This window comes from Mesorhizobium sp. Pch-S (assembly GCF_004136315.1).
Classification (GTDB): Bacteria; Pseudomonadota; Alphaproteobacteria; order Rhizobiales; family Rhizobiaceae; genus Mesorhizobium.
On sequence record NZ_CP029562.1, the window covers coordinates 4,852,408 to 4,874,855 of the forward strand.

General features: G+C 61.4%; 24 protein-coding genes and 1 other RNA gene. 19 read left to right on the forward strand and 6 right to left on the reverse strand.

Going from position 1 to position 22,448, the window contains the following annotated elements:
- Positions 1 to 140: 140 nt before the first annotated feature.
- The 3 genes from C1M53_RS22695 (at position 141) to C1M53_RS22705 (ending at position 3,713) form a co-directional block, all read left to right on the forward strand.
- On the forward strand, positions 141 to 1,346 hold the full coding sequence (locus tag C1M53_RS22695) for a multidrug effflux MFS transporter (protein ID WP_129414294.1): 1,206 nt from the start codon (positions 141 to 143) through the stop codon (positions 1,344 to 1,346).
- A 257-nt stretch (positions 1,347 to 1,603) separates the two neighbouring features.
- Positions 1,604 to 2,428: a class I SAM-dependent methyltransferase gene (locus C1M53_RS22700; protein ID WP_129414295.1), complete on the forward strand. Its 825-nt coding sequence runs from the start codon at positions 1,604 to 1,606 to the stop codon at positions 2,426 to 2,428.
- A 139-nt stretch (positions 2,429 to 2,567) separates the two neighbouring features.
- A complete protein-coding gene (locus C1M53_RS22705) occupies positions 2,568 to 3,713 on the forward strand; it encodes a GGDEF domain-containing protein (RefSeq protein ID WP_129414296.1) in 1,146 nt (381 codons plus the stop codon).
- A gap of 19 nt (positions 3,714 to 3,732) precedes the next feature.
- Here C1M53_RS22705 and C1M53_RS22710 read toward each other — a convergent pair whose 3' ends face one another.
- Positions 3,733 to 4,338: a TetR/AcrR family transcriptional regulator gene (locus C1M53_RS22710; protein WP_165358214.1), complete on the reverse strand. Its 606-nt coding sequence runs from the start codon at positions 4,336 to 4,338 to the stop codon at positions 3,733 to 3,735.
- Between the two features lie 115 nt (positions 4,339 to 4,453).
- On the opposite strand from C1M53_RS22710, the gene C1M53_RS22715 reads away from it, so the two are divergent.
- Positions 4,454 to 4,975 (forward strand): anthrone oxygenase family protein, encoded by a 522-nt coding sequence (locus C1M53_RS22715; RefSeq protein WP_129414298.1) that lies wholly within the window; start codon positions 4,454 to 4,456, stop codon positions 4,973 to 4,975.
- Here C1M53_RS22715 and C1M53_RS22720 read toward each other — a convergent pair.
- Positions 4,950 to 5,498, reverse strand: coding sequence for an AAA family ATPase (locus C1M53_RS22720; RefSeq protein WP_129414299.1), 549 nt, complete (start codon positions 5,496 to 5,498; stop codon positions 4,950 to 4,952). The two genes, C1M53_RS22715 and C1M53_RS22720, sit on opposite strands and share 26 nt — an antisense overlap.
- A 127-nt stretch (positions 5,499 to 5,625) precedes the next feature.
- Positions 5,626 to 5,984: a transfer-messenger RNA gene (gene ssrA, locus C1M53_RS22725) on the reverse strand.
- A 139-nt stretch (positions 5,985 to 6,123) separates the two neighbouring features.
- Between ssrA and C1M53_RS22730 the strand changes: the two genes are divergently transcribed.
- The 9 genes from C1M53_RS22730 (at position 6,124) to C1M53_RS22770 (ending at position 15,906) form a co-directional block, all read left to right on the forward strand.
- Positions 6,124 to 7,149 (forward strand): LacI family DNA-binding transcriptional regulator, encoded by a 1,026-nt coding sequence (locus C1M53_RS22730; RefSeq protein WP_129414300.1) that lies wholly within the window; start codon positions 6,124 to 6,126, stop codon positions 7,147 to 7,149.
- Between the two features lie 76 nt (positions 7,150 to 7,225).
- Positions 7,226 to 8,536, forward strand: a complete 1,311-nt coding sequence (xylA, locus tag C1M53_RS22735) for a xylose isomerase (RefSeq protein WP_129414301.1) — start codon at positions 7,226 to 7,228, stop codon at positions 8,534 to 8,536.
- A gap of 40 nt (positions 8,537 to 8,576) precedes the next feature.
- On the forward strand, positions 8,577 to 9,638 hold the full coding sequence (locus C1M53_RS22740) for a sugar phosphate isomerase/epimerase (RefSeq protein WP_129414302.1): 1,062 nt from the start codon (positions 8,577 to 8,579) through the stop codon (positions 9,636 to 9,638).
- 2 nt (positions 9,639 to 9,640) lie between these two features.
- Complete coding sequence (locus tag C1M53_RS22745; RefSeq protein ID WP_129414303.1) at positions 9,641 to 10,816, forward strand: Gfo/Idh/MocA family oxidoreductase; 1,176 nt, start codon at positions 9,641 to 9,643, stop codon at positions 10,814 to 10,816.
- The gene (locus tag C1M53_RS22750) at positions 10,813 to 12,348 is read left to right on the forward strand and encodes a sugar ABC transporter ATP-binding protein (RefSeq protein ID WP_129414304.1); all 1,536 of its coding nucleotides are present in this window, start codon (positions 10,813 to 10,815) and stop codon (positions 12,346 to 12,348) included. Before C1M53_RS22745 ends, C1M53_RS22750 begins: the two co-directional genes overlap by 4 nt.
- Positions 12,349 to 12,376: 28 nt before the next feature.
- Entirely contained in the window at positions 12,377 to 13,381 is a 1,005-nt protein-coding gene (locus C1M53_RS22755; RefSeq protein WP_129414305.1) for an ABC transporter permease, read from the forward strand.
- A gap of 67 nt (positions 13,382 to 13,448) precedes the next feature.
- Positions 13,449 to 14,396 carry a substrate-binding domain-containing protein gene (locus C1M53_RS22760; protein ID WP_129414306.1) on the forward strand — a complete coding sequence of 316 codons (948 nt, stop codon included), beginning with the start codon at positions 13,449 to 13,451 and terminating at the stop codon, positions 14,394 to 14,396.
- Between the two features lie 253 nt (positions 14,397 to 14,649).
- Complete coding sequence (locus C1M53_RS22765) at positions 14,650 to 14,961, forward strand: DUF2853 family protein (protein WP_129414307.1); 312 nt, start codon at positions 14,650 to 14,652, stop codon at positions 14,959 to 14,961.
- A gap of 150 nt (positions 14,962 to 15,111) precedes the next feature.
- Positions 15,112 to 15,906 (forward strand): thymidylate synthase, encoded by a 795-nt coding sequence (locus tag C1M53_RS22770; protein ID WP_129414308.1) that lies wholly within the window; start codon positions 15,112 to 15,114, stop codon positions 15,904 to 15,906.
- Positions 15,907 to 15,942: 36 nt separating this feature from the next.
- On the opposite strand, the gene tsaA is transcribed toward C1M53_RS22770, so the two are convergent.
- Both tsaA and C1M53_RS22780 read right to left on the reverse strand, forming a co-directional pair.
- Entirely contained in the window at positions 15,943 to 16,434 is a 492-nt protein-coding gene (gene tsaA, locus C1M53_RS22775) for a tRNA (N6-threonylcarbamoyladenosine(37)-N6)-methyltransferase TrmO (protein ID WP_129414309.1), read from the reverse strand.
- A 1-nt stretch (position 16,435) separates the two neighbouring features.
- On the reverse strand, positions 16,436 to 16,642 hold the full coding sequence (locus C1M53_RS22780) for a molybdopterin-binding protein (RefSeq protein WP_101935060.1): 207 nt from the start codon (positions 16,640 to 16,642) through the stop codon (positions 16,436 to 16,438).
- A 204-nt stretch (positions 16,643 to 16,846) separates the two neighbouring features.
- On the opposite strand from C1M53_RS22780, the gene modA reads away from it, so the two are divergent.
- From modA to C1M53_RS22800, 4 genes are all read left to right on the forward strand, one after another.
- The gene (modA, locus tag C1M53_RS22785) at positions 16,847 to 17,632 is read left to right on the forward strand and encodes a molybdate ABC transporter substrate-binding protein (RefSeq protein ID WP_129414310.1); all 786 of its coding nucleotides are present in this window, start codon (positions 16,847 to 16,849) and stop codon (positions 17,630 to 17,632) included.
- A gap of 16 nt (positions 17,633 to 17,648) precedes the next feature.
- Positions 17,649 to 18,353, forward strand: coding sequence for a molybdate ABC transporter permease subunit (gene modB, locus C1M53_RS22790; protein WP_129414311.1), 705 nt, complete (start codon positions 17,649 to 17,651; stop codon positions 18,351 to 18,353).
- Positions 18,350 to 19,462, forward strand: coding sequence for a molybdenum ABC transporter ATP-binding protein (gene modC / locus C1M53_RS22795; protein WP_129414312.1), 1,113 nt, complete (start codon positions 18,350 to 18,352; stop codon positions 19,460 to 19,462). The genes modB and modC overlap by 4 nt, the downstream gene beginning before the upstream one ends.
- A gap of 183 nt (positions 19,463 to 19,645) precedes the next feature.
- Positions 19,646 to 19,987: a winged helix-turn-helix domain-containing protein gene (locus C1M53_RS22800; protein WP_054308175.1), complete on the forward strand. Its 342-nt coding sequence runs from the start codon at positions 19,646 to 19,648 to the stop codon at positions 19,985 to 19,987.
- 12 nt (positions 19,988 to 19,999) lie between these two features.
- Here the strand turns inward: C1M53_RS22800 and cobF are convergent, their stop codons facing one another.
- Positions 20,000 to 20,761: a precorrin-6A synthase (deacetylating) gene (gene cobF, locus C1M53_RS22805; protein ID WP_129414313.1), complete on the reverse strand. Its 762-nt coding sequence runs from the start codon at positions 20,759 to 20,761 to the stop codon at positions 20,000 to 20,002.
- A gap of 121 nt (positions 20,762 to 20,882) precedes the next feature.
- Between cobF and C1M53_RS22810 the strand changes: the two genes are divergently transcribed.
- Entirely contained in the window at positions 20,883 to 21,893 is a 1,011-nt protein-coding gene (locus C1M53_RS22810; RefSeq protein ID WP_129416317.1) for a DUF4424 domain-containing protein, read from the forward strand.
- Entirely contained in the window at positions 21,893 to 22,411 is a 519-nt protein-coding gene (locus tag C1M53_RS22815; protein ID WP_129416318.1) for a dihydrofolate reductase, read from the forward strand. The genes C1M53_RS22810 and C1M53_RS22815 overlap by 1 nt, the downstream gene beginning before the upstream one ends.
- The last annotated feature ends 37 nt before the right edge of the window (positions 22,412 to 22,448 follow it).

Genomic DNA, 22,448 nt, shown 5'->3' on the forward strand with positions numbered 1-22,448 from the left:
CAATTTAGACAAGAGTGTCTAATTTTCTGGACTATAAGATTTAGAGATGCGGCGTTTTTCGTGTCGGCATCTCAAGGGATGGAACGTCCTTGGGTTAGACGCCGCAGCGCGGCAGTAACCGGATTTGAAAGAGCCATATCATGAACGCGCATTTTCTCCGCACCGCGGTGCTGCTCGGCCTTATGTCCGCCGTCGGTGCCTTCGCCGTCGACATGTATCTGCCGGCGCTGCCTTCGATCGGTGCCGATCTCAATGCCGGCACTTCGGCCGTGCAGATGAGCCTTTTGATCTTCTTCCTGTCCATGGGTTTTGGCCAGATCGTGGTTGGCCCGTTGTCGGACATGTTCGGACGCAAGCCGCCGCTTTATGTCGGCCTTGCGCTGTTCATCATCGGCGGCGTCGGCTCGGCGATGGCGCCAAACATCGAATGGCTGATCGCGTTCCGCTTCCTGCAGGGGCTGGGCGCCAGCGCAGGCATGGCCATTCCGCGTGCCGTGGTGCGTGACATGCACACCGGTAACGAGGCGGCCAAGCTGATGTCGCTGCTCATGCTGGTGTTTTCCGTGTCGCCCATCCTGGCACCGCTTTCCGGCAGCCTGATCATCGAAACCCTAGGCTGGCGCGCGGTGTTCTGGGTGCTGACCGGTGCTGCGGTGATCGCGATCGTGCTTCTGGCCACGGCCCAGAAGGAGACACGTCCGGTTGAGGACCGGGTCGGCTCTTCCTTTGGCTCGGCACTGAAAGGCTACTGGTTCCTGCTCAATGATCGCAACTTTCTCGGGCTGACGGCGATCGGCGGCTTCGGCATCGCTTCTTTCTTCGTCTATCTGGCAAGCTCGTCCTTCATCCTGATCGACCACTATGGCCTTTCGCCCTCGCTCTACAGCGTGTTCTTCTCGATCAATGCGGTTGCCTTCATCGGCATGTCGCAGATGACGGGCCTGCTGGCCGATCGCTTTGGATTGAAGCGCGTCGTGAAGGTGGCTGTCGTCGGCTATGCCACCGCGATGGTGGTGCTGCTGGCGATCATGGCTTCCGGCGTCGATCGCCTGGACGTCATGGCGAGCCTGCTGTTCATCGGCTATGGCTTCCTTGGCCTGGTCATCCCGACCACCTCGGTGCTGGCCATGGAAGAGCACGGCACGATTGCCGGCACGGCTTCGGCGCTGATGGGCACGTTGCATTTCGCCATCGGCGCGGTGGCAATGGGAATCGCAGGATTGTTCTTCGACGGAACGCCGCTGCCGATGGTGGCAGGCATCACGCTGGCCGCAGTCATTGCCTTTGCGCTGACGCAGGTCACGCTCGGCCGCAACCGCCAGCCCGTCGAGGCACCGGCGGAATAGAAGTCTCTCCCAGGACTGCCAGAGGGCCGGGCTTTTGCCCGGCCTTTTTGTATTCTGGCTGGCTCAGGATCCCGTGCCCCTGGTTCGATCTGGCAGCTGTCTGAATCCACGTGGAAATCGGCGGATTTCAGGGGTTGGCAGGAATAACCCTCCGCCTGTGCAAGGCGCATGGACAGCCACCCGGCGGTTCCCTATCGTCGCTATATATTCGATAGAGCTAATGGACTGATGGCGAGGTGCCTCAAGGAAATTGCTCCATGAACGAGACGACACCCACGTCCTACATTCTCGGCCATTCGGCGTCGGAAATCCGCCGCCTCATGCTGCAAGGCGAGATACTCAAGCCGATAACTGGGCGTCTTTTACGCGAAGCCGGCATTGCGCCGGGCATGCGTGTTCTCGATGTCGGCTGCGGTGCCGGCGACGTCGCGATGCTTGCATGCGAGATGGTCGGGCCTGACGGCTCGGTGGTCGGCATAGACCGGAGCGCCGAAGCCATCGTGGTGGCGCAGCAACGGGCAGCAGGGTATCCGCAAGCTGTTTTCAAGGCGGCGGCGATCGAGGATTTTGTTGATGATGCCGGTTTCGACCTGGTGATTGGCCGTTATGTTCTCGTCCATCAGACGAACGCTGTGGCGCTTGTCCGCCGGGCTGTCGAACTTGTCCGACCAGGTGGTGTCGTCGCATTCCATGAAGTCAGCCATCGGCATCCGTTCGCGTCGTTGCCCATCGTGCCTTTGTGGGAACAGGTCGGCGACTGGCTGTTCACACTGTTTCACATGGTGGCTCCGCACCACGATGCCGCCGACAAGCTCTTCAGCATCTACACGGGGGCCGGTTTGCCGGAGCCCTCTCTCTTCAGCGAGACGCCGGTGGCGGGTGGACCGGACGCTCCGCACCATGCCTGGATAGCGGAGACTATTCGATCGCTTCTGCCCAGGCTGGTTCAACTCGGCCTCACCACCGAGGCGATTGTCGATATCGACACGCTGGAGGCGCGGCTGCGCGAAGCCACCGTGGCAGCACAGAGCCAGATCATTGCCCACGCGCAGGTCTGTGCCTGGGCGCGCCGTGCCGGGTAGGAGATAACGAACCCCGGAGCCTTTCGTGGGGAAAATGGGTGCGCGGCAACCTTTTGTTGTTCCGCTATCCTCTTTGTTTACCCGCGTCTTGTAGACATCGACCGGCATCTGACGCGGGTCACGGGCGCGGGCGAATACCTTGAAATTCATACCTTCGGCATTGCTGCTCCTGTTCGCGGCCAGCTTCTTCAGCGTGTGGCTGCTTGACCGCCGCCGCAGGCATCTCGTGCTGTTTTCGCTGGCATTCCTTTCGGTCAGCGTCGGTACCGTGGTGCAGTTCGCGCTGTGGCCCTCGGATATCGGCCTGAACACCCTTGCCTGTGCTGTCCTCTACACGGCTGGCCCGCTGTTCCTGGCGGAAGGTGTTCTCGTGCGCTCGGGCAAACGGATGCTCGTCGTCGAACATGCCGCTTGGATGACGCTGGTGGTCGGCCTGCTCGGCTATTTCTACTATGCGGAGGACAATCTCCAGCTCAGGGCCTGCCTGCTCAATCTCGGCATGGCTGGCATCGTATTGAGCTCAGCCTGGCAATTGCGGCATCTGATGTGTGGCAGCGCCATCGACAGGGCGTTGCTGTGGATGCTGTCTGGGCTTTCGCTGACTTTCGTGCTGCGGACGCTGCTTACCGGCGGCTCGGTGCCCATCAACGATGTCTCCGCCTTCTTTGAATCGCCATTCTGGTTGTGGGCACAATTCGCCATGTCGGTGCTCGGCGTGGCAATGGGACTCGGTCTGCTGGTCGTGGTATGTGCCGATGTGGTGCTGGGCCTCAAGGCGGAGCGCGACAGCGATCTTTTGACCAGTCTGCTCAATCGCCGCGGCCTGGAGACGCGGGCTGTGCAACTGTTCTCTGGCGCAATCCACCAAGCCGTCAGCGTGGTTGCCTGTGACATCGACCGCTTCAAGTCCATCAACGATCGCTTCGGCCATGCGGCCGGCGACAGTGTGCTTGCAACAGTGGCAGAAACGATCAGGCGCTGTGTCAGGGGGCGAGATCTGGTTGCCCGCATTGGTGGCGAGGAGTTCGTCATCCTGCTCAGAAACTGTACGGTCGACGATGCTTATGTGCTGACGGAACAGCTGAGGCGTGAGATAGCAGCATGCGATCTCGCTGGCTTGCCCGAGGGCTTCAGGGTGACCTGCAGCTTCGGCATCGTCGAAAGCCAGTCGGGCGAGCAGCTCTGGGATGCGATCGGCCGCGCCGACAAGATGCTTTATGCCGCCAAGCATGCAGGCCGCAACCGGACGGTAGCCGACAGACGCGAACTCCCGGCTGCTGCCTGACGGCACTCGGCGCGGGAGGTCAGCTTTTCCCCGGATTGGGAGCGTAGATCTGTATCAGGCGCTCGACTGCCCGGCCTGCGATGGTTTCGGCATCTTCGGTGGGATCATAGGCATTGTGCAGCGCGAGGATCTGTCGATCGCCAATCAGCAGGCCGTAGAGCGTTTGATAGGCATCCAGGGGGTCGCGGGCGTTGATGACGCCTTTGATGTTCAGCGTTTCGATTGCAGCCATGATTTTCGGCGCCGAGCGCTCCTTGCCAGTGGCTATCAGTATCCTGGACAGGTCTCCGCTGGCATCGCCAAGCGCTGCCCGGTTGATGGCAAGCGAAGCGGGCGAGGTGAGTAGTTTCAGCAGCTGGGTGCAGATCAGCGTCAGCCGATCGCGTGGTGAACCCTCGTTGCTGCTTTCCCGCAGGGCGGTGTTGAGCTGCGAAGCCTGCCGCATGACGAGGGCCGCCAGGATGGCGTCGCGGTTTTCAAACAAAACGTAGAGCGTGTCTTTCGAACATCTGGCGACGCGGGCGAGGGCCGTGGTGGTGACGGCCTGAAGTCCTCCCGCGGCAAGCAGTTCCAGCGCGGCGTCCAAAACGTCATCGCGCCGACCGGCAGGCATCTTTGCAGGCAAATCGTATTTCTCCGTAGCTTGCGGAGCTGAGTACCATGCGGTACTAATCGACGCAAGTACCGAGCGGTACTCAAGTTGAGGTGAGGTGATCATGGGCACGATGCGGGAAAATCGGATGCTGACGAATGTGGCGCAGGGGCTGTCGGGCATTGCGCTGCTGCTTGCCGGCGCAATTGCCGGGTTCTTCTATGCTTATACGAGTTCCGTCATGCGCGGCCTGGATGCGGTTGCGCCGGCGCATGCCATTGCTGCCATGCAAGGCATCAATGCGATGGTTCGCAATGCGGTGTTCGCGCCAGCTTTTTTTGGCACGCCGATTGCAGCCACGCTGGCCGGGGCTGCCTTGCTCGGGGCAGGGCGGCGGGCAGCGGCGTTCGCCATGCTGGCTGCCGCAGCAAGTTATCTGCTTGGTGCTCTCCTGCCGACCTTCGCCGTGAACGTGCCGATGAATGAAGCACTGGCAATCACGGCCGTGCCGACCGATGCGGCCGAGGCGGCGACGCTCTGGCGTACCTACTCTGTCGATTGGACATGGTGGAACACCTTGCGCACAGGTTTCAGCCTGCTCTGCCTGGCGCTGGTCGGGGTAGCCCTTTTCCTTGCGGGTCGTTCTACGAATCGATCTCTTCAAAGATGAAGGCAAGGCGCTCTTCGACCGATGCCCGTGGCAATGTGATCAGCTCATAGCCGTAGCGCGGATAGGTTTCGGCCAAGGCTTCGAAGGTGCGCTCGGCCTCATCGAGATCCTGCCTGCGTTCGGTATCCTGCGTAAAGATATCGGGCCATGGCGGTGCGATGAAAACACGGCGGTTGTAGCGGAAATGTTCGGCCGCCTTTTCCATGTGTGCCGGTATCGGCAGACTACTCAGCCTGAGATAGGCGAGCGTGTCCGGCACACCGCGGTCGAAAAACACAGGCCCCGACAGCCGCGAGGCGGTGTGATGGGAGCGCAGTTCCCAGGCCAGCATCAATTCGGCGAACAGGGCCCTGTCGTTCCAGGGCAGCGCCGATCCACCGACCGTCATCTGGTCCTGGATGATGTTGCGGCCTGCCTCAGGTGCGGTGGCGTAGCCCCGTGCGGCCAGTGCCTCGATGAGTGTGGTTTTGCCTGAGCCTGGGCCGCCGGTCAGCACGAAGAATTGGTCGGTATGGTTCTGCATGGCAGTCTCCATGGATGGGTGCGACGAGCTTGGTCAGGCCGTCGTCCGGGTCGTGGGAGTTCGGAAAGGATGTGTCGCGTGGTCCGGGATGCCGGCCACGGCGAGACGCGGGGATGTCTGGGAGGGAAGTGGAGGCTTCTGTTGCCAGGTGCCTCCGGACCCCGCCTAGAGGTGCGAACCGCTAGGGCTTGATTTGAAGCGTTCGCGCCGCATTAAGCAGCGAGACGAGCTTCCGCATAGTTGTCGTTGGCAACTATAAGTTTAGCCCGATAACGGTGGTACAATGCCGGGTACAGCAATCTGTCTTTCAACGCCCGTCGAACCCATTTCACCCCCATCATAAGCCGTCGAGCGGAAGACGGTTTATGGTGGAGGTGGCGGTATCGAAACCGCGTCCGGATCGCCTATTGCACAGTCGGTTTAGCACCATAGTCCTGTTGCCAGGACAGCTCCAATATACGGACCGACCGGCCGGGTTTCAATAGCAAGACGAACGAAAACAGAGCCTTGCACAGAAGACCCGCGAGATCTCCGAACCGGTGGTCGATTGATCGTGAGATACGTACATCAGATTCTGCTTTACGTACCTCAAAACTCCATGCTAGGTCGACGCCGGGAGTGAGGAATGCGTCCAACCGTTCATGATGTGGCCGGGGAGGCGGGTGTCAGTCTGGCAACCGTCGACCGCGTGCTGAACAGGCGCTCAGGCGTGCGCGCGGAGACGGTTGCGCGCGTCAATGCAGCCATCATCAGGCTTGGCTATGTGCGCGATATCTCGGCTGCCAACCTCGCCAAGCAACGCGTCTATAACCTGCTTTTCATTGTTCCCGAGGGCTCGAACAGTTTCATGCTGGGGTTGGAGCAGGAGCTCAACCAGGCAAAGCTCTATTCCATTCTCGACCGCACCCATCTCGACATCCGCAAGGTGAAGACTTTCGATGCCGATGCGCTGGCGACCGCGCTGGACGGCATCGACATCACCCAGGTGTCGGGTGTCGCCCTCGTCGCAACCGAATCCGAACGCGTGCGCGGAGCCTTGGCACGGTTGAGGGAGGCCGGCATTCCGGTTGTCACCCTCGTTTCCGATGTCTCCGATGTTTATCGGGACCACTATGTCGGCATCGACAACATTGCCGCAGGTCGAACCGCGGCCAGCCTTATCGGCCGTTTCTGCGGCCGCCGCTCCGGCAAAGTGGCATTGGTCGCCGGCTCGATGCTGGTGAAAGACCATGCCGAGCGTCGCGCTGCCTTCGGGCAAGCGATTGCAGAAGCATTTCCCGGGCTTGAGTGCCTGCCGGTGCTTGAGGGGCGGGACGATGCCGCAGTGACGCGGACATTGCTGGCCGAACTTCTTGACCGCGAGCACGATGTCGTCGGCCTCTACAGTATCGGCGCCGGCAACCGCGGCGTCATCGACGTGCTGATGTCGAGAACCGAGTATCGCGAGATCACGGTGGTTGCGCATGAACTTACCGACCATTCGAAACAGGCATTGCGCGACGGCATCTTCGACGCGGTCATCAACCAGGACGCCGGCCACGAAGTGCGCAGTGCGATCCGGTTGTTGAAGGCCAGGATCGACGACACGCCCGTCATCGCCAATCAGGAAGCCATCCGGATCGAAATCTACATCCGGGACAATCTGCCATGAGCCCCAAGACCAACGAGGCTGTCCTCCCGCAGCTTCGCGAGACGAACGGGCCTTCGACCTACAAGGAGTTTCAAGAGTGAGCACTGGGTTTTTCGGCGATATCGGCAAGGTGAAGTACGAAGGCCCGGATTCGACCAATCCGCTTGCCTATCGCTTCTACAACAAGGACGAAGTCGTGCTCGGCAAGCGCATGGAAGACCATCTGCGTTTCGCCGTCGCGTATTGGCATTCTTTCGCCTGGCCGGGCGGTGATCCTTTCGGGGGGCAGACTTTCGAGCGCCCATGGTTCGGCGACACGATGGATGCGGCCAGACTGAAAGCCGATGTGGCCTTTGAAATGTTCTCGGCGCTCGGCGTGCCCTACTATTGCTTCCATGACGCCGATGTGCGGCCAGAAGGCAGGAGTTTCGCCGAGAGTGCCGCGCGCCTCGATGAAATAGCCGATGTCTTCGCGGCGAAGCAGCTGGAGACGGGCGTCCGGTTGCTCTGGGGCACGGCCAATCTGTTCTCGCACCGCCGTTATATGGCTGGTGCCGCCACCAACCCGGATCCGGACGTGTTCTATTACGCCGCCGCCACGGTCAAGAAATGCATCGACGTCACCAAGCGGCTTGGCGGCGAGAATTATGTGCTGTGGGGCGGTCGAGAAGGCTACGAGACGCTGCTCAATACCGACATGAAGCGCGAACGCGAACAGGCCGGCCGCTTCCTGTCCATGGTCGTCGACTACAAGCACAGGATAGGCTTCAAGGGCACCATCCTGATTGAGCCGAAGCCGCAGGAGCCGACCAAGCATCAGTACGATTACGATGTTGCGACGGTCTATGGCTTCCTGAAGGACTTCGGCCTGGAGAAGGAGGTCAAGCTCAACATCGAGCAGGGCCACGCCATTCTGGCCGGTCATTCCTTCGAGCATGAGCTGGCCCTTGCCGATGCATTGGGCGTTTTCGGCTCTATCGATATGAACCGCAACGATTACCAGTCGGGCTGGGACACGGACCAGTTCCCCAACAATGTGCCGGAGATGGCGCTGGCCTACTACCAGGTCTTGAAGGCTGGCGGCTTCACCACCGGTGGTACCAATTTCGACGCCAAGCTGCGGCGCCAGTCGCTCGATCCGCAGGATCTGCTGATCGCCCATATCGGTGGCATCGATTGTTGTGCGCGTGGCCTGAAGGCCGCAGCGCGTATGATTGAGGACAAGGCGTTGTCCGCTCCGCTCGAGCAGCGTTACGGCGGCTGGGCCAGCGCCGAGGCAAAGAAGGTCCTCGCAGGCGGCACCACTCTCGAGGACCTCGCTGCCAAGGTCGTAACAGACGGCATCGAACCGGAGCCGCGCTCGGGGCGACAGGAACACCTGGAGAATATCGTCAACCGCTATGTGTAAGCGCAGCCCGCACGCGGTTGCCTGAATTGGGAGAAGTTCGATGAAAACCATCAAGGGACCGGCCATTTTCCTGGCGCAGTTCGCTGGGGATGCGGCGCCGTTCAATTCGTTCGATGCCATCTGCAAATGGGCGGCTTCCCTTGGTTACAAGGGCGTGCAGATCCCGACCTGGGATGCGCGCTTGTTCGACCTGAAGAAAGCATCGGACTCAAAGGGATATGCCGATGAAGTGAAGGGTGTGGCTGCCAGCCACGGGCTGGAGATCACGGAGCTCTCCACGCATCTGCAGGGCCAGCTCGTAGCCGTCCATCCAGCCTATGATGCGGCCTTCGACGGTTTTGCCGCGCCGGAGGTCCGTGGCAATCCTGCTGCACGCACCGAGTGGGCGGTCGATCAGGTCAAACGGGCGATCCGTGCGTCGAAACATCTTGGCCTCAAGGCACATGCCACGTTCTCCGGCGCACTCGCCTGGCCCTATGTCTATCCCTGGCCGCAGCGACCGGCAGGTCTGGTCGAGGCCGCCTTTGATGAGCTGGCGAAGCGCTGGAGACCGTTGCTCGACTATGCCGACGAACACGGCGTCGATCTCTGCTACGAGATCCATCCGGGCGAAGACCTGCATGACGGTGTCAGCTACGAGATGTTCCTGGAGCGGGTGAACAACCATGCCCGCGCCAACCTGCTCTACGATCCGTCGCACTTCGTGCTGCAGCAACTCGACTATCTCGACTACATCGACATCTATCATGAGCGCATCAAGGCCTTCCATGTGAAGGATGCCGAGTTCAATCCGACCGGCCGTCAGGGCGTCTATGGCGGCTTCCAGAGCTGGGTCGACCGGGCCGGGCGCTTCCGCTCGCTGGGGGACGGCCAGGTCGATTTCGGCGGCATCTTCTCCAAGCTTACCGCCTACGATTTCGATTCCTGGGCGGTGCTGGAATGGGAATGCGCGCTCAAGCATCCCGAGGACGGTGCGCGCGAAGGCGCTGAATTCATCAAGCATCACATCATCCGCGTGACCGAGCATGCCTTCGACGATTTTGCCGGTGCGGGCACCGACGACGCCGCGAACCGCAAGATGCTGGGGCTGGACAGGAGTTGATCATGGCGATCGAAGGCAGCAAGCAGGAAACGCAGAGCGACCGCATCCGGCTCGGCATGGTCGGAGGCGGGCAGGGCGCGTTCATCGGCGCAGTACATCGCATTGCCGCACGCATCGACGATCAGTTCGATCTGGTTGCCGGCGCGCTCTCTTCCGATCCGGCGCGTGCGAGAGCCTCGGCACTCGATCTCGGTATAGCGGCGGACCGTGCCTATGGCTCCTTCGAGGATATGGCCAAGGCCGAGGCAGCACGACTGGACGGCATCGAAGCCGTTTCAATCGTCACGCCGAACCATATGCACGCGCCGGCCGCGAAGGCGTTCCTGGAAGCGGGCATCCACGTGATCTGCGACAAGCCGATCACGACAACGGTCGCCGAAGCGCAGGGACTGGTTGATCTGGTTAAGAAGACCGGAAAGGTCTTCGTGCTGACTCACAACTACACCGGCTATCCGATGATCCGGCAGGCCCGCGCCATGGTTGCTGCCGGTGAACTGGGCGACATCCGACTGGTGCAGGTGGAGTATCCGCAGGACTGGCTGACCGAACGTGCGGAGCTTGCAGGTTCGAAGCAGGCGGAATGGCGCACCGACCCCAAACGCTCCGGTGCGGGAGGCGCGATCGGCGATATCGGCACCCATGCCTACAATCTCGCCGCCTTCGTCACCGGTCTGGAGACGGACGAACTCCTGGCGCAGCTGACGGCTTTCGTACCCGGCCGATTGCTCGATGACGACGTGCAGATCCTGCTCCGCTACAAGGGCGGCGCGCGTGGCATGCTGTGGGCCAGCCAGGTCGCCGTTGGCCACGAGAACGGGCTGAAACTGCGTGTCTACGGTACCAAGGGCGGCCTCGAATGGGTTCAGGCCGATCCGAACTATCTCTGGTTCACCCGGTTCGGCCAGCCGAAGCAGCTTTTCACCCGCGGCGGCAATGGCGCATGGGCCGAGGCGACACGGGTGACGCGCGTTCCAGGTGGCCATCCTGAAGGGTATCTCGAGGGCTTTGCCACGATCTATGCCGAAGCCGCGCGCGCCATACGCGCGGCCCGCACCGGAGAAAGGCCAGATGCCGATGTGATCTATCCGACCGTCGAGGACGGCTTGAAAGGCATGCAGTTCATCGAGGCTGCCGTCGCTTCGTCGAAAGGCGGCAATGTGTGGACGAAGGTGGGATGAGCCCGACACCTTCACCTGTACAGGCCGATGGCACCGTTCCGCTGCTCACCGTTGCGGGGCTCTCGAAGTCGTTTGGTCCCGTGCAGGTGTTGAAAGGGATCGACCTTGCGGTCGAGGCAGGCCAGGTGCACGCGATTATCGGCGAGAATGGTGCCGGCAAATCGACCTTGATGAAGATCCTGTCCGGTCATCTGCAGCCAACGGAGGGCGAGATCACGATCGACGGTCAGCCGGTGGTGTTCTCCGGGCCGGTCGACGCCGAGCATCGCGGTATCGTCCTGGTGCATCAGGAGATCCTGCTGGCACCGGACCTGACTGTCGCCCAGAACGTGTATCTCGGGCGCGAGATCGCCAGGGGCCTCGTCGTAGACGACAAGGCGATGAACGATGGCGCACGGAAAGCCATCCGCGAGCTCGGCGGCGATATAGATCCCACCGTCACGGTGGGGCGGCTGTCGATCGCACAGCGTCAACTGGTGCAGATCGCGCGCTCGTTGCTGGTGCCGCACCGGATCGTCATCTTCGACGAGCCGACCGCGTCTCTGACACCGGTGGAGACGGAGGCGCTGCTCAAGGTCATTGCCGATATCCGCGCCAGGGGCACGGCCGTTCTCTATATTTCGCACCGTCTGCCGGAAGTGAAGCAGATCGCCGACAAGGTAACCGTGCTGCGCGACGGACGTCTGGTCACGACGCGCGACGCGGCCGAAGTCGAACCCGTCGACATGGCCAGGCTGATGGTCGGCCGCGACGTGGCCAAGCTTTATCCGGATCGGGCGACCGCGGGCGCGCGTGAGGTCGTGCTCGAGGTCGAGGATATGTCCGTGCCAGGCTATGCCGAGCACGCTTCCTTCCAGTTGCGCAAAGGCGAGATATTGGGGTTCGCCGGTCTCGTCGGTGCCGGCCGTACGGAACTGATGGAGGGCATGGTTGGCTTGCGGCCAGCATACGGAACCGTTCGCCTTGCCGGAAAGCCGGTCAGCTTTGCCAATGTGCATGACAGCCTGAAGGCCGGCATTGCCTACCTTTCCGAAGACCGCAAGGGCAAGGGCCTGCTGCTTGCCAAGGATCTCAGGGTCAATCTCACTCTGGCTTCGCTCGGACGTTTCGTGCGTTGGGGGCAGGTGGACCGTGCACGGGAGCGCGAGGCGCTCGACAAGGCAATTTCCGAATTCGACATCCGCACCGGCAGCAAGGATCTGCTGGCCGGCCAACTGTCCGGCGGCAACCAGCAGAAACTGCTGCTTGCCAAGATGATGATGCTGGATCCGTCGATCGTCATCATCGACGAGCCGACGCGCGGCATCGACATCGGCACCAAGCAGCAGATCTACAAATTCATTGCCGGGCTGGCGGCAGAAGGCCGGTCCATCATCGTGGTTTCGTCCGAGATGCCGGAGTTGATCGGCCTGTGCGACCGCATCCTGGTGATGCGGACCGGCCATATCGTCGGCGAAGTGGCCGGCGATCACATGAATGAAAACGAGATCGTCGTGCTGGCAACCGGCGTGCAAGCGGGAGAGGCCGCCTGATGCGCGGCATGCTTTGGGCGGGGGAAGAATGACCGAAACGGCACCAGCAACGGCAAAAGCGAAACGATCCTGGAAGGACGTGGACCTGCGGGCAGTGGCACCCTTCGTGGCGCTGGCACTTCTGCTCGTGCTTGGCGCCTTCGCCAACCCGAATTTCATCAGCGTCGACAATCTGCTCAATGTGCTGACGCGCAGCGCCTTCATCGCGATCATCGCGGTGGGAGCGACCTTCGTCATCTCGGCAGGCGGGCTGGACCTTTCAGTTGGTTCCATGGTGGCCTTCGTGGCGAGCCTTACCATCCTGTTCATGAACAGTGGTGCGGTCAGCGATCCGATGATGACGATCGTGGCGGCGGCGCTGCTTGCGCTTGCGATCGGGGCTGCCTGCGGACTGGCCAATGGCCTGATCACCACCGTTGGACGGATCGAACCGTTCATCGCGACGCTGGGCACGATGGGCATTTATCGCGGACTGACCACCTGGCTGTCGCAAGGCGGGGCGATCACACTGCGCAATCCGGACGTGCAGTCGCTTTATCGGCCGGTCTATTTCGGGGAGATTTTCGGCGTGCCGTTCCCGATCTATGTGATCGTCATCACCGCCGCGATCGGCGCTTTCGTGTTCTATCGCACGCGTTATGGCCGCCATGTCGTTGCGGTCGGCTCCAATGAGGATGTGGCGCATTATTCCGGCATCCCGGTCAGCCGCGTGCGCACGCTTACCTACGTGATCCAGGGGCTATGCGTGGCCGTGGCCTGCCTGATCTACATTCCCCGGCTCGGCTCCACGTCCGCGACCACCGGCCTGATGTGGGAACTGCAGGCGATCACCGCGGTGGTGGTCGGCGGCACGGCGTTGCGCGGCGGGGTTGGGCGCATCTGGGGCACGATCTGCGGCGCCTTCATCCTGGAAATCGTCGGCAACATCATGCTGCTTTCGAACTTTGTCAGCGAGTACCTGCTCGGGGCCATCCAGGGCGCGATCATCATCATCGCCATGCTCGTTCAACGCTCACTGGTGAGGAAAACCTGAAACGGGGCCGGGTCCTCGGGTCGCCCGGCCACTGATTGACCAGACCTGCAAGCATAGGGAGGAAACAATGCGAAAACGACTAATCGGAGTGGCGGCAGTCGCCATGGTGGCGCTGATGAGCGTTGCCCAGGCGCAGGACAAGAAGACGATCGGCGTCTCGATCCCGGCAGCCGACCATGGCTGGACTGCCGGCGTGGTGTTTCATGCCGAACGTGTCGCCAAGAAGCTGATGGAAGAGCATCCGGGCCTCAACGTCATCGTCAAGACGTCACCCGACGCTGCCAGCCAGGCGAATGCCGTACAGGACCTGGAGACACAGGGCATCGATGCGCTGGTGATCCTGCCGTCCGATCCGGATCCGCTGGTCAATGCCATCAAGGAAGTGAAGGACAAGGGCAAGTTCGTGGCGCTTGTCGACCGGGCTCCGTCCAGCAACGACAACTCCGTGCGCGATCTCTACGTCGCCGGCAACAATCCGGCACTCGGCGAAGTGGCCGGCAAGTACATTGCCGAAAAGACGCCGGAAGCAGAAGTCGTCATCATCCGCGGCCTGCCGATCCCGATCGACCAGCAGCGCCAGGACGGTTTCGACAAGGGTATCGCCGGCTCGAAGGTCAAGGTTCTGGACCGCCAGTTCGGCAACTGGAACCGTGACGATGCCTTCAAGGTCATGCAGGACTACCTGACCAAATATCCGAAGATCGATGTGGTCTGGTGCCAGGACGACGACATGGCGGTCGGCGTGCTGCAGGCCATCGAGCAGGCAAAACGCACCGACATCCAGTATGTCGTGGCCGGTGCCGGCTCGAAGGACATGATCAAGAAGGTCATGGACGGCGACAAGATGATCCCGGTCGACGTGCTCTATCCGCCGGCCATGGTCGGCACCGCGATGGAACTGACTGCGGCGGCGCTAATCGACCAGGTACCCGTCAGCGGCAACTACATTCTCGACGCGACGCTGATCACCCCGGAAAATGCCAAGAACTTCTATTTCCCGGATTCGCCATTCTGAGCGAAGCAATCGCTCGTCATGAGGCGGGGGAAGGAGGCGGTCCGGCTAATTTAGCTGGGCCGCTTCTGTGTCCTCAAATCAGCTTCCGCAGCGTAAAAGAGCAAGCATTCCAGCGTGATGCTATCTCAAACCCTGTCTGCAAGGCTTGACTTGCGACGAACTGCAACCGAAGGTTTGCCTCGGTGTGGAGAATCCGGTTTCGACCGGTCGTTGTCTCACCGGACAGACATGGCTCCGATGAGGGGAATTCCTGATGAGCGATTATCTTGCAGACGTGAAGAAGTATGACGCCGGCGCCAACGCTGATGTCGTCGACAAGATCGTGAAGCACCTGGGCATCGCGCTCAGGAACCGCGACTCCTCGCTGGTGTCCTGCACCGATCCGGAAGAATTGAAGCGCGTGCGCGACAGCTGGGTCGGCAAGAAGCTCGGCGTTGCCGATGCCGCCAAGGCCGACGCTGCGATCGAGAAGACCTGCAAGGCGATGAGCGCGGACAACACCAAGAACCGGGTGACTTTCTACTATCTGGTCGCCAAGGATCTCGGCAAGCTCGGCTCGCTCTGAGCTTTCCAGCTTCCTGCACTGTTTGACGATACCCTCCGGCGCGCTCCTGCGCCGGAATGCTGTGGTTTGGTCTATCAGGCCAATAGCCTGACAAGCATTGGCCGGGTATGATCGCGGCCAACGCCAATACCGCGAATCAGGGCGATAGCGATGCGCCAATATCTTGATCTGCTTAGCCATGTCCTGGAGAACGGCACCGACCGGGGTGACCGCACGGGTACGGGAACGCGCTCGGTGTTCGGCTACCAGATGCGCTATGACCTGGGGCAGGGCTTCCCTGTGCTGACCACCAAGAAGCTGCACCTCAAGTCGATCATCCACGAGTTGCTGTGGTTCCTGGCCGGCGACACCAACATCAAATATCTCAACGACAACGGCGTCTCCATCTGGGACGAGTGGGCCGACGCCAACGGCGATCTCGGTCCGGTATACGGAAAGCAGTGGCGCTCCTGGCCCGATGCGCAGGGCGGCACGATCGACCAGATCGAAAATCTGCTGCGCGAGATCCGCTGCAATCCATATTCGCGGCGGCTCATCGTTTCGGCATGGAATCCTGCGGAAGTGGAACAGATGGCGCTGCCGCCCTGCCACTGTCTGTTCCAGTTCTATGTTTCGGACGGACGATTGTCCTGCCAGCTTTACCAGCGCTCGGCTGACATCTTCCTCGGCGTGCCGTTCAACATCGCTTCCTATGCGCTGCTGACCATGATGGTGGCGCAGGTGACCGGGCTGAGACCGGGCGACTTCGTGCACACGCTGGGCGACGCGCACATCTATTCAAACCATTTCGAACAGGCGCACGAACAGCTTCGCCGCCAGCCGAAGACGTTGCCGACGATGTGGATCAATCCGGAGGTGAAAGACCTCTTTGCTTTCCGCTTCGATGATTTCCGCCTGGAAAACTACGTCGCCGATGCGACGATCAAGGCGCCGATCGCGGTTTGATGTTCCGGCCGGAAAAACGTTTCCGGCGATCCCAATTCAACCGACTTCGAAATCGCCCGGCTGGGGCGGCGCAATTGGGTTGAACAGCGCGCGATCCGGCTTCAGGTCGAGCAGCGGTGTCCCGTCCAGGCAGTCCAGACCGCGCACCAGCAGGATCGAGCCTTCGACACCGACCAGCGTGACGATGGAGGTGCCGATCGGGTTTGGCCTGACCGGCGAGCGCAGGGCAAACGTGCCACGCGCGGAACCATCATTGGCAGGGCTTTGGCGGACCAGATCGCGCCGCGACAGATGCAGCCAGTAGAGCACTTCGAGGCGTTCGAACTGTTCGATGCCGGCAAGCGCCTCGCGCCACAGCGGAAAGATCTCGATGCGGCAGATCGGGCCGTCGGCGCGACCCTGGCGCGGCGCCATCAGCCGCGAGACCCACGGCGTGCGGATCGTGCCGATGAAGACGAGGCCGGCGTCCGTCGGCGCTGGCGCGTCGACGGCGATCTCTCCCTGGCGGATTTCGTTCTCGCGCACCAAGTCAGTCGATGCCGACCATGACGTCGGATGCCTTGATGACGGCATATGCATCCTTGCCGACGGCAAGCCCGAGATCGGCGACGGCTTCGTTGGTGATGGACGAGGTGACCACGGCGCCGCCGATGTCGATGCGCACATGCGAGGTGGTCGCGCCCTTGGTGATCTCGACGATCTTGCCCTTCAGCGTGTTGCGCGCACTGATCTTCATGGGGAACTCCTGGTTGATTTTCTATCCGATGCGCGCCGTTGCGCGAGCGGTCACCGTAGCCCGTGGTGGTCAGCCGTTACAACGGGTTTTCAGTGAAACTCTTTTCCCGAAAAAAGCGCAGAAGCCTTCCCTTTGTTATGTTCATATGGATATATCGCCCAAAGCCGCTGGCTGGACGGGTTTGCAAAATCAGGGAGAGCTTCGATGAAGAAACGTAATGGTTTGGTGCTGATGGCGATGACCGCTGGGGCGATGATGCTGGCAGCGCCTGCCGCACATGCGGACGAGCAGGTTGTCGTATTTGCCGCCGCCAGCCTCAAGAATGCGCTCGATGAGGTCAACAAGGCCTGCGAGAAGGATGTCGGCGAGGCTGCCAAGATTTCCTACGCGGCAAGTTCCGCGCTGGCCAAGCAGATCGAAGAAGGAGCGCCAGCGGATGTCTTCATCTCGGCTGACCTCGACTGGATGAAATACCTCTCCGACAAGAAGCTGACCAAGTCTGACACCGAGGTGAAGCTCCTCGGCAACCAGATCGTGCTGGTAGCACCGAAGGACTCCAAGGCCGAGGTCAAGATCGAGAAGGGGTTCGATCTCGCCAAGGTGATTGGCGACGGCAAGCTGGCGATGGGTGATTTCAAGGCGGTCCCGGCTGGCAAGTACGGCAAGGCGGCGCTGGAATCGCTTGGCGCGTGGTCTTCCGTCGAAGGCAAGGTGGCGCAGGCCGAGAATGTCCGCGCGGCGCTCAAGCTGGTGGCCACCGGCGAGGCGGCTGCCGGTATCGTCTACCAGACCGACGCCAATGCCGAGAAGGGCGTCAAGGTCATTGGAGTGTTCCCGGAAGAGACGCATCCTCCCATCGTCTATCCGGTTGCCCAGACGGCGGAATCCAAGGACAAGGATGCGCCGGCATTCCTGAAGTGCCTGCGCTCTGCTAAGGCAGGAGAGCTTTTCAAGGCGCAGGGTTTCACGCTGCTCGCGCCCACCCAGTAAGGTATCGCAGGAACGCATGAACTGGCTGCTGGACCTCAGCCCCGACGAATGGAATGCGGTCCGGCTGTCCATCAAGGTCGCCACGGTTGCGATGCTGGTCAGTTTGCCATTCGGCATCGCGGTGGCATTGCTTCTGGCGCGCGGCAGATTCTGGGGCAAGACGCTGCTCAACGGCATCGTGCACCTGCCTCTGATCCTGCCGCCGGTGGTGACCGGTTATCTTCTTCTGCTGGCTTTCGGTCGGCGCGGACCGGCCGGCATCTTTTTTGCCGATTATTTTGGCCTCGTCTTTTCGTTTCGCTGGACTGGTGCGGCCCTGGCGTGCGGCGTGATGGGCTTTCCGCTGATGGTAAGAGCGATCCGCCTGTCCATCGAGGCCGTAGATCGCAAGCTGGAAGCGGCTGCGGGCACGCTAGGGGCCAGTCCGCTCTGGGTTTTCGCCACCATCACGCTTCCGCTGATCCTGCCCGGCATGATTGCCGGCGCGATACTTTCCTTTGCCAAAGCGATGGGCGAGTTTGGGGCGACCATCACCTTCGTTTCCAATATCCCGAACGAAACCCAGACCCTGCCTTCCGCGATCTACACCTTCACGCAGGTGCCTGGCGGTGACGAAGGGGCACTAAGGCTGACGCTGATCAGCATCGTCATCTCGATGGCTGCCCTGGTCGCTTCCGAAGTGCTGGCGCGCCGGGTCGGACGACGGATGGACATCGAATGAGCGTGGCGGTCGATATCGGCCATCAGCAAGGTGGCTTTTCGCTCGAGGCGGCTTTCGACAGCTCCGGTCGCCTGACGGCGCTGTTCGGCCCTTCCGGTTCCGGCAAGACCTCGCTGATCAATGCCATTGCCGGCCTGATCCGGCCTCGGCGTGGTCGCATCACCGTCGACGGACAGGTGCTGGTCGACACTGAAAAAGGCGTTTTCGTACCGAGGCATAAGCGCCGTATCGGAATGGTGTTCCAGGACGCACGCCTGTTCCCACACATGAGCGTGGCAGCCAATCTGGGCTACGGCCGCTGGTTCACGCCGACGACCGAGCGTTACGGCGATATGGGGGCCGTTGTCGAGCTGCTCGGCATCGGACATCTGCTCGACCGCCGGCCGGGCAAGCTTTCCGGTGGCGAAAAACAACGTGTGGCGATCGGCCGGGCACTGCTGGCCAGCCCGAAGCTGCTTCTGATGGACGAGCCGCTCGCCTCGCTGGATGAAGCCCGCAAGGCTGAAATCCTGCCCTACATCGAGAGGCTGCGCGACGAGACGAAGATCCCGATCGTCTATGTAAGTCATTCGGTTGCTGAAGTGGCGCGATTGGCGAGCGACGTCGTGGTGATGACGCAAGGCAAGGTCGCTGCCGCAGGCCCGACCACCGAGATCATGCAGCGGCTCGATCTGCTTTCCCACGAGGAGCGGGTGGAAGGCGGTGCCGTGCTGGATACACGCGTGCTGCATCACGACGAGCGTTTCGGCATGACCGTACTCGGCTCGCCAGCGGGCGAGATCCGCGTCCCTTATGTGGAGGCCGTTGTCGGCCAGCCGGTCAGGGTTCGCATTCGTGCACGCGACGTCATGATAGCAACCGAAAAGCCGCATGGTTTGAGTGCGCTCAACGTGCTGGCCGGTCGCATCGCGGCGATCGAGCCAGGTGAGGGGGCTGCGGTGGAAGTCCGGATCGATTGCAACGGGGTAGCGGTGATGGCGCGCATCACGCGGCAGTCGCAGCATGCGCTGTCGCTCGCCTCCGGTCGCGATGTCTTCGCGGTCATCAAGACCGTGAGTTTCGATCAGGCGAATATGGCTGCTGCTCCCAAGGGGCAATTCGACGCCTGATGCACGTCGCCAGCTTTGAGATCGGCTCCTTGCACATCAGATCTTTGATTTCACGCATGTTGTGATCACAAAACCGCTGCGCACTTTTGCGCGGCATGCGCAGGCGCAGCCTCTTGTCATGCGCTATTCTCTCATGGAATAACGACGGCAATAACAAGCAGCAACATAACGCGGGAGGAAAACGTGCCTTCTCTCAGCCTGCGGATCAATCTCGACCCGGACGGCCGCATCGGTCCCGGCAAGATAGAACTCCTGGAACAGATCGCTGCTTTCGGCTCGATCTCGGCGGCTGCGCGGGGCATGGAGATGTCCTACAAGCATGCGTGGGATCTGGTCGAAGACATGAACCGTGTCTTTGGCAAGCCGCTGGTGGCGGCGCAGACCGGAGGACGCAAAGGCGGCGGCGCGCAATTGACTGCGGTGGGTCTGGCAGTGGTCAGCCGTTACCGGGCCATCGAACGGGCCGCCACTGCAGCGGCGCAGGCGCATATGGAGGCCCTGCAGGCCGAAATCGATGCAGCATGACAGCCTGTGCCGCTATTCCGGTTTGCGCAGCAGATAGGTGTCCATGATCCAGCCCTTGCGCAGCCGGGCGGCTTCACGGGTCCTGACGATTTCATCCTCGACGTCGCCCAGGCGGCCATGGATGAGGAGTTCGTCCGCGGTGCCGAGATAGGCTCCCCAATGAATGGTCGTATCCTTGTCGGCGACAGTCTGAAACGAGCATTTTCCGTCCAGCATCACAACCGTGGTGCCTGCGTTGTCGGGGAGGCCCTCATCCGTCAGCCGGCGCCCTGTCGTGACCAGGAATGGGTCGCCGATGCGATTCAAAGCCATCTTGTGGCCGGCAGCCAACGCCTGAATGGCGGTGATGCCGGGAATGACCTCCAGTTCGAAGCCGACATTGCCCCGCCGGCTGACGCGATCCAGGATTCGGAGCGCGGAATCGTAGAGTGAGGGATCACCCCAGATCAGGAAGGCACCGCAGCCATCCTCGGCGGTTTCTTCAAGCAGCAGGTGCTCGTAGATGCCGGCGATCTCTTCGTGCCAGTCGTCGACAGTCGTGCGATAGGACGGCGCGGGTTCGGCCCGCACCGGCACGTCGAACTCGACGCGGCGCGACTTCTGGTTGGTGACGAAACGGTCGCAGATGTGGCGGCGCAGATCGGCGAGGTCGTTCTTCCTTGCGCCCTTGTCGGGAATGAACAGAACGTCAGCGCGGTTCAGGCCGTTGATGGCCTGGACCGTCATGTGTTCGGGATTGCCGGCGCCGATGCCGATCACGAGAACCTTACGCATGACGCTGTCCTGCCCGATCCCCGGCGGCCTGTCCAGAGCGGCAACGGTGGTGACAGAAGGCTTTGATGCGGCGTTCGGAGCAGGTAGGCTCTACGAGCTTCTTCAGAAGGGAATCGCTTCGATGATCCGCATCGCGCTGACGGTCAGCATGGCGCTTTTCGCCGCGCCAGCCTTCGCCAACGATTCCACCGCGGAGCTTGGTGCCGGTGGGCTCATCCTGTCCCGCAACGATGTCGTCTCGATGGACAGCGAGGATCTTTTCATTTCGCCCGACAAGGTCACGGTCGACTACGTTTTCCGCAACACATCTGATGCGGATGTGAGCACCATTGTTGCCTTCCCGCTACCGGAAATCGAAGCCAACCCTTACGAGATGCCTTCCATACCTGAGGAGGGCAGCGACAACTTCCTCGATTTCGAAGTGTCCGTGGATGGCGCTGCCGTCAAACCCGAGCTGGAACAGAAGGCGTTTGCGGTCGGCGTTGATGTCAGCGCTGACCTGAAGGCGCAGAATGTGCCGCTGTATCCCTATGGCAAGGCGGCTCTGGCGGCGCTCGCGAAGCTGCCGCAACCAGTTGCAGACGACTGGCTGGCGCGCGGCATCATCGTCATGGATCAGTATGACGATGGTTCCGGCTGGAAAAGCGTGCGCTCACCTTACTGGCAATTGCGCTCGACCTTCTGGTGGCGTGCGACCTTTCCGGCCGGCAAGCCGGTCCATGTATCGCATCGCTACAAGCCGAGCGTCGGCGCAACGGCCGGGCTCTCTTTCTTCAACGATGGCAAGTTTGAAGGCGAGTATGACAATTACAAACGCCGCTATTGCATGGATGACGCTTTCGAGGCCGCCGTGCGCAAGGCACAGAAAGACAATACCGACAGCAGTCCGCAGCTTTATGAGAGCCGGATAGCCTATATCCTGACCACCGGCGGCAACTGGGCAACCGGCAGCATCGGCAAGTTCAAGCTCACGGTGGACAAGATCGATGCACGGTCTCTCGTTTCTTTCTGCGGCACCGGTGTGAGGAAAACCGGGCCGACGACCTTTGAGATGACGGCGGAGGACTTCGTGCCGGAGCGCGATATCGACATCCTGCTGCTGGATAGACCCGAAAACGAAAGCGGCAAGTGATGCTCGTATCAATCCATGTCGCCATCGCCGAAAACGGGATCATCGGCCGCGAGGGCGGTCTGCCATGGCGGCTTTCCACCGACCTCAAGCGCTTCAAGGCGGATACGCTGGGCAAGCCGGTCGTCATGGGGCGCAAGACCTGGGAGAGTTTCCCCAAGCGCCCGCTTCCGGATCGACTGAACATAGTCGTCACCCGTGATCCTTCTTACCGGGCAGAGGGGGCTGAAGTCGTCACCTCCCTGGAGGATGGTCTGGCGCTCGCCCGCATTCGCGGCCGCTGCATGGCAGCCGCAGACGAAATCTGCGTCATCGGTGGTGGCCAGATCTATGCGCGGGCGCTGCCGCTGGCCCACCGTCTGCATGTCACGCATGTGCTGGCTTCGATCGATGGCGACACATCCTTCCCGCCGATCGATCCCGAAACGTGGCACATCATCAGCTCAGAAGAGATTCCGGCCGGCGAGAAAGACAGCCATCCGACGCGTCATGTCGTCTACGAAAGGTCTGTTCGGGGTTAACCACGACAAAGCGTCGCGGCAAAACTGCAGCTAAGAA

Coding starts and splice junctions, on each gene's coding strand:
- C1M53_RS22720 (WP_129414299.1), bottom strand. CDS start 5,498: ATGCAGAACCATACCGACCAATTCTTCGTGCTGACCGGCGGCCCAGGC.
- modC (WP_129414312.1), top strand. CDS start 18,350: ATGAGCGTGGCGGTCGATATCGGCCATCAGCAAGGTGGCTTTTCGCTC.
- C1M53_RS22745 (WP_129414303.1), top strand. CDS start 9,641: ATGGCGATCGAAGGCAGCAAGCAGGAAACGCAGAGCGACCGCATCCGG.
- C1M53_RS22755 (WP_129414305.1), top strand. CDS start 12,377: ATGACCGAAACGGCACCAGCAACGGCAAAAGCGAAACGATCCTGGAAG.
- C1M53_RS22740 (WP_129414302.1), top strand. CDS start 8,577: ATGAAAACCATCAAGGGACCGGCCATTTTCCTGGCGCAGTTCGCTGGG.
- C1M53_RS22760 (WP_129414306.1), top strand. CDS start 13,449: ATGCGAAAACGACTAATCGGAGTGGCGGCAGTCGCCATGGTGGCGCTG.
- C1M53_RS22695 (WP_129414294.1), top strand. CDS start 141: ATGAACGCGCATTTTCTCCGCACCGCGGTGCTGCTCGGCCTTATGTCC.
- modA (WP_129414310.1), top strand. CDS start 16,847: ATGAAGAAACGTAATGGTTTGGTGCTGATGGCGATGACCGCTGGGGCG.
- C1M53_RS22750 (WP_129414304.1), top strand. CDS start 10,813: ATGAGCCCGACACCTTCACCTGTACAGGCCGATGGCACCGTTCCGCTG.
- C1M53_RS22730 (WP_129414300.1), top strand. CDS start 6,124: ATGCGTCCAACCGTTCATGATGTGGCCGGGGAGGCGGGTGTCAGTCTG.
- C1M53_RS22780 (WP_101935060.1), bottom strand. CDS start 16,642: ATGAAGATCAGTGCGCGCAACACGCTGAAGGGCAAGATCGTCGAGATC.
- C1M53_RS22700 (WP_129414295.1), top strand. CDS start 1,604: ATGAACGAGACGACACCCACGTCCTACATTCTCGGCCATTCGGCGTCG.
- C1M53_RS22770 (WP_129414308.1), top strand. CDS start 15,112: ATGCGCCAATATCTTGATCTGCTTAGCCATGTCCTGGAGAACGGCACC.
- C1M53_RS22815 (WP_129416318.1), top strand. CDS start 21,893: ATGCTCGTATCAATCCATGTCGCCATCGCCGAAAACGGGATCATCGGC.
- C1M53_RS22810 (WP_129416317.1), top strand. CDS start 20,883: ATGATCCGCATCGCGCTGACGGTCAGCATGGCGCTTTTCGCCGCGCCA.
- modB (WP_129414311.1), top strand. CDS start 17,649: ATGAACTGGCTGCTGGACCTCAGCCCCGACGAATGGAATGCGGTCCGG.
- cobF (WP_129414313.1), bottom strand. CDS start 20,761: ATGCGTAAGGTTCTCGTGATCGGCATCGGCGCCGGCAATCCCGAACAC.
- C1M53_RS22765 (WP_129414307.1), top strand. CDS start 14,650: ATGAGCGATTATCTTGCAGACGTGAAGAAGTATGACGCCGGCGCCAAC.
- C1M53_RS22715 (WP_129414298.1), top strand. CDS start 4,454: ATGCTGACGAATGTGGCGCAGGGGCTGTCGGGCATTGCGCTGCTGCTT.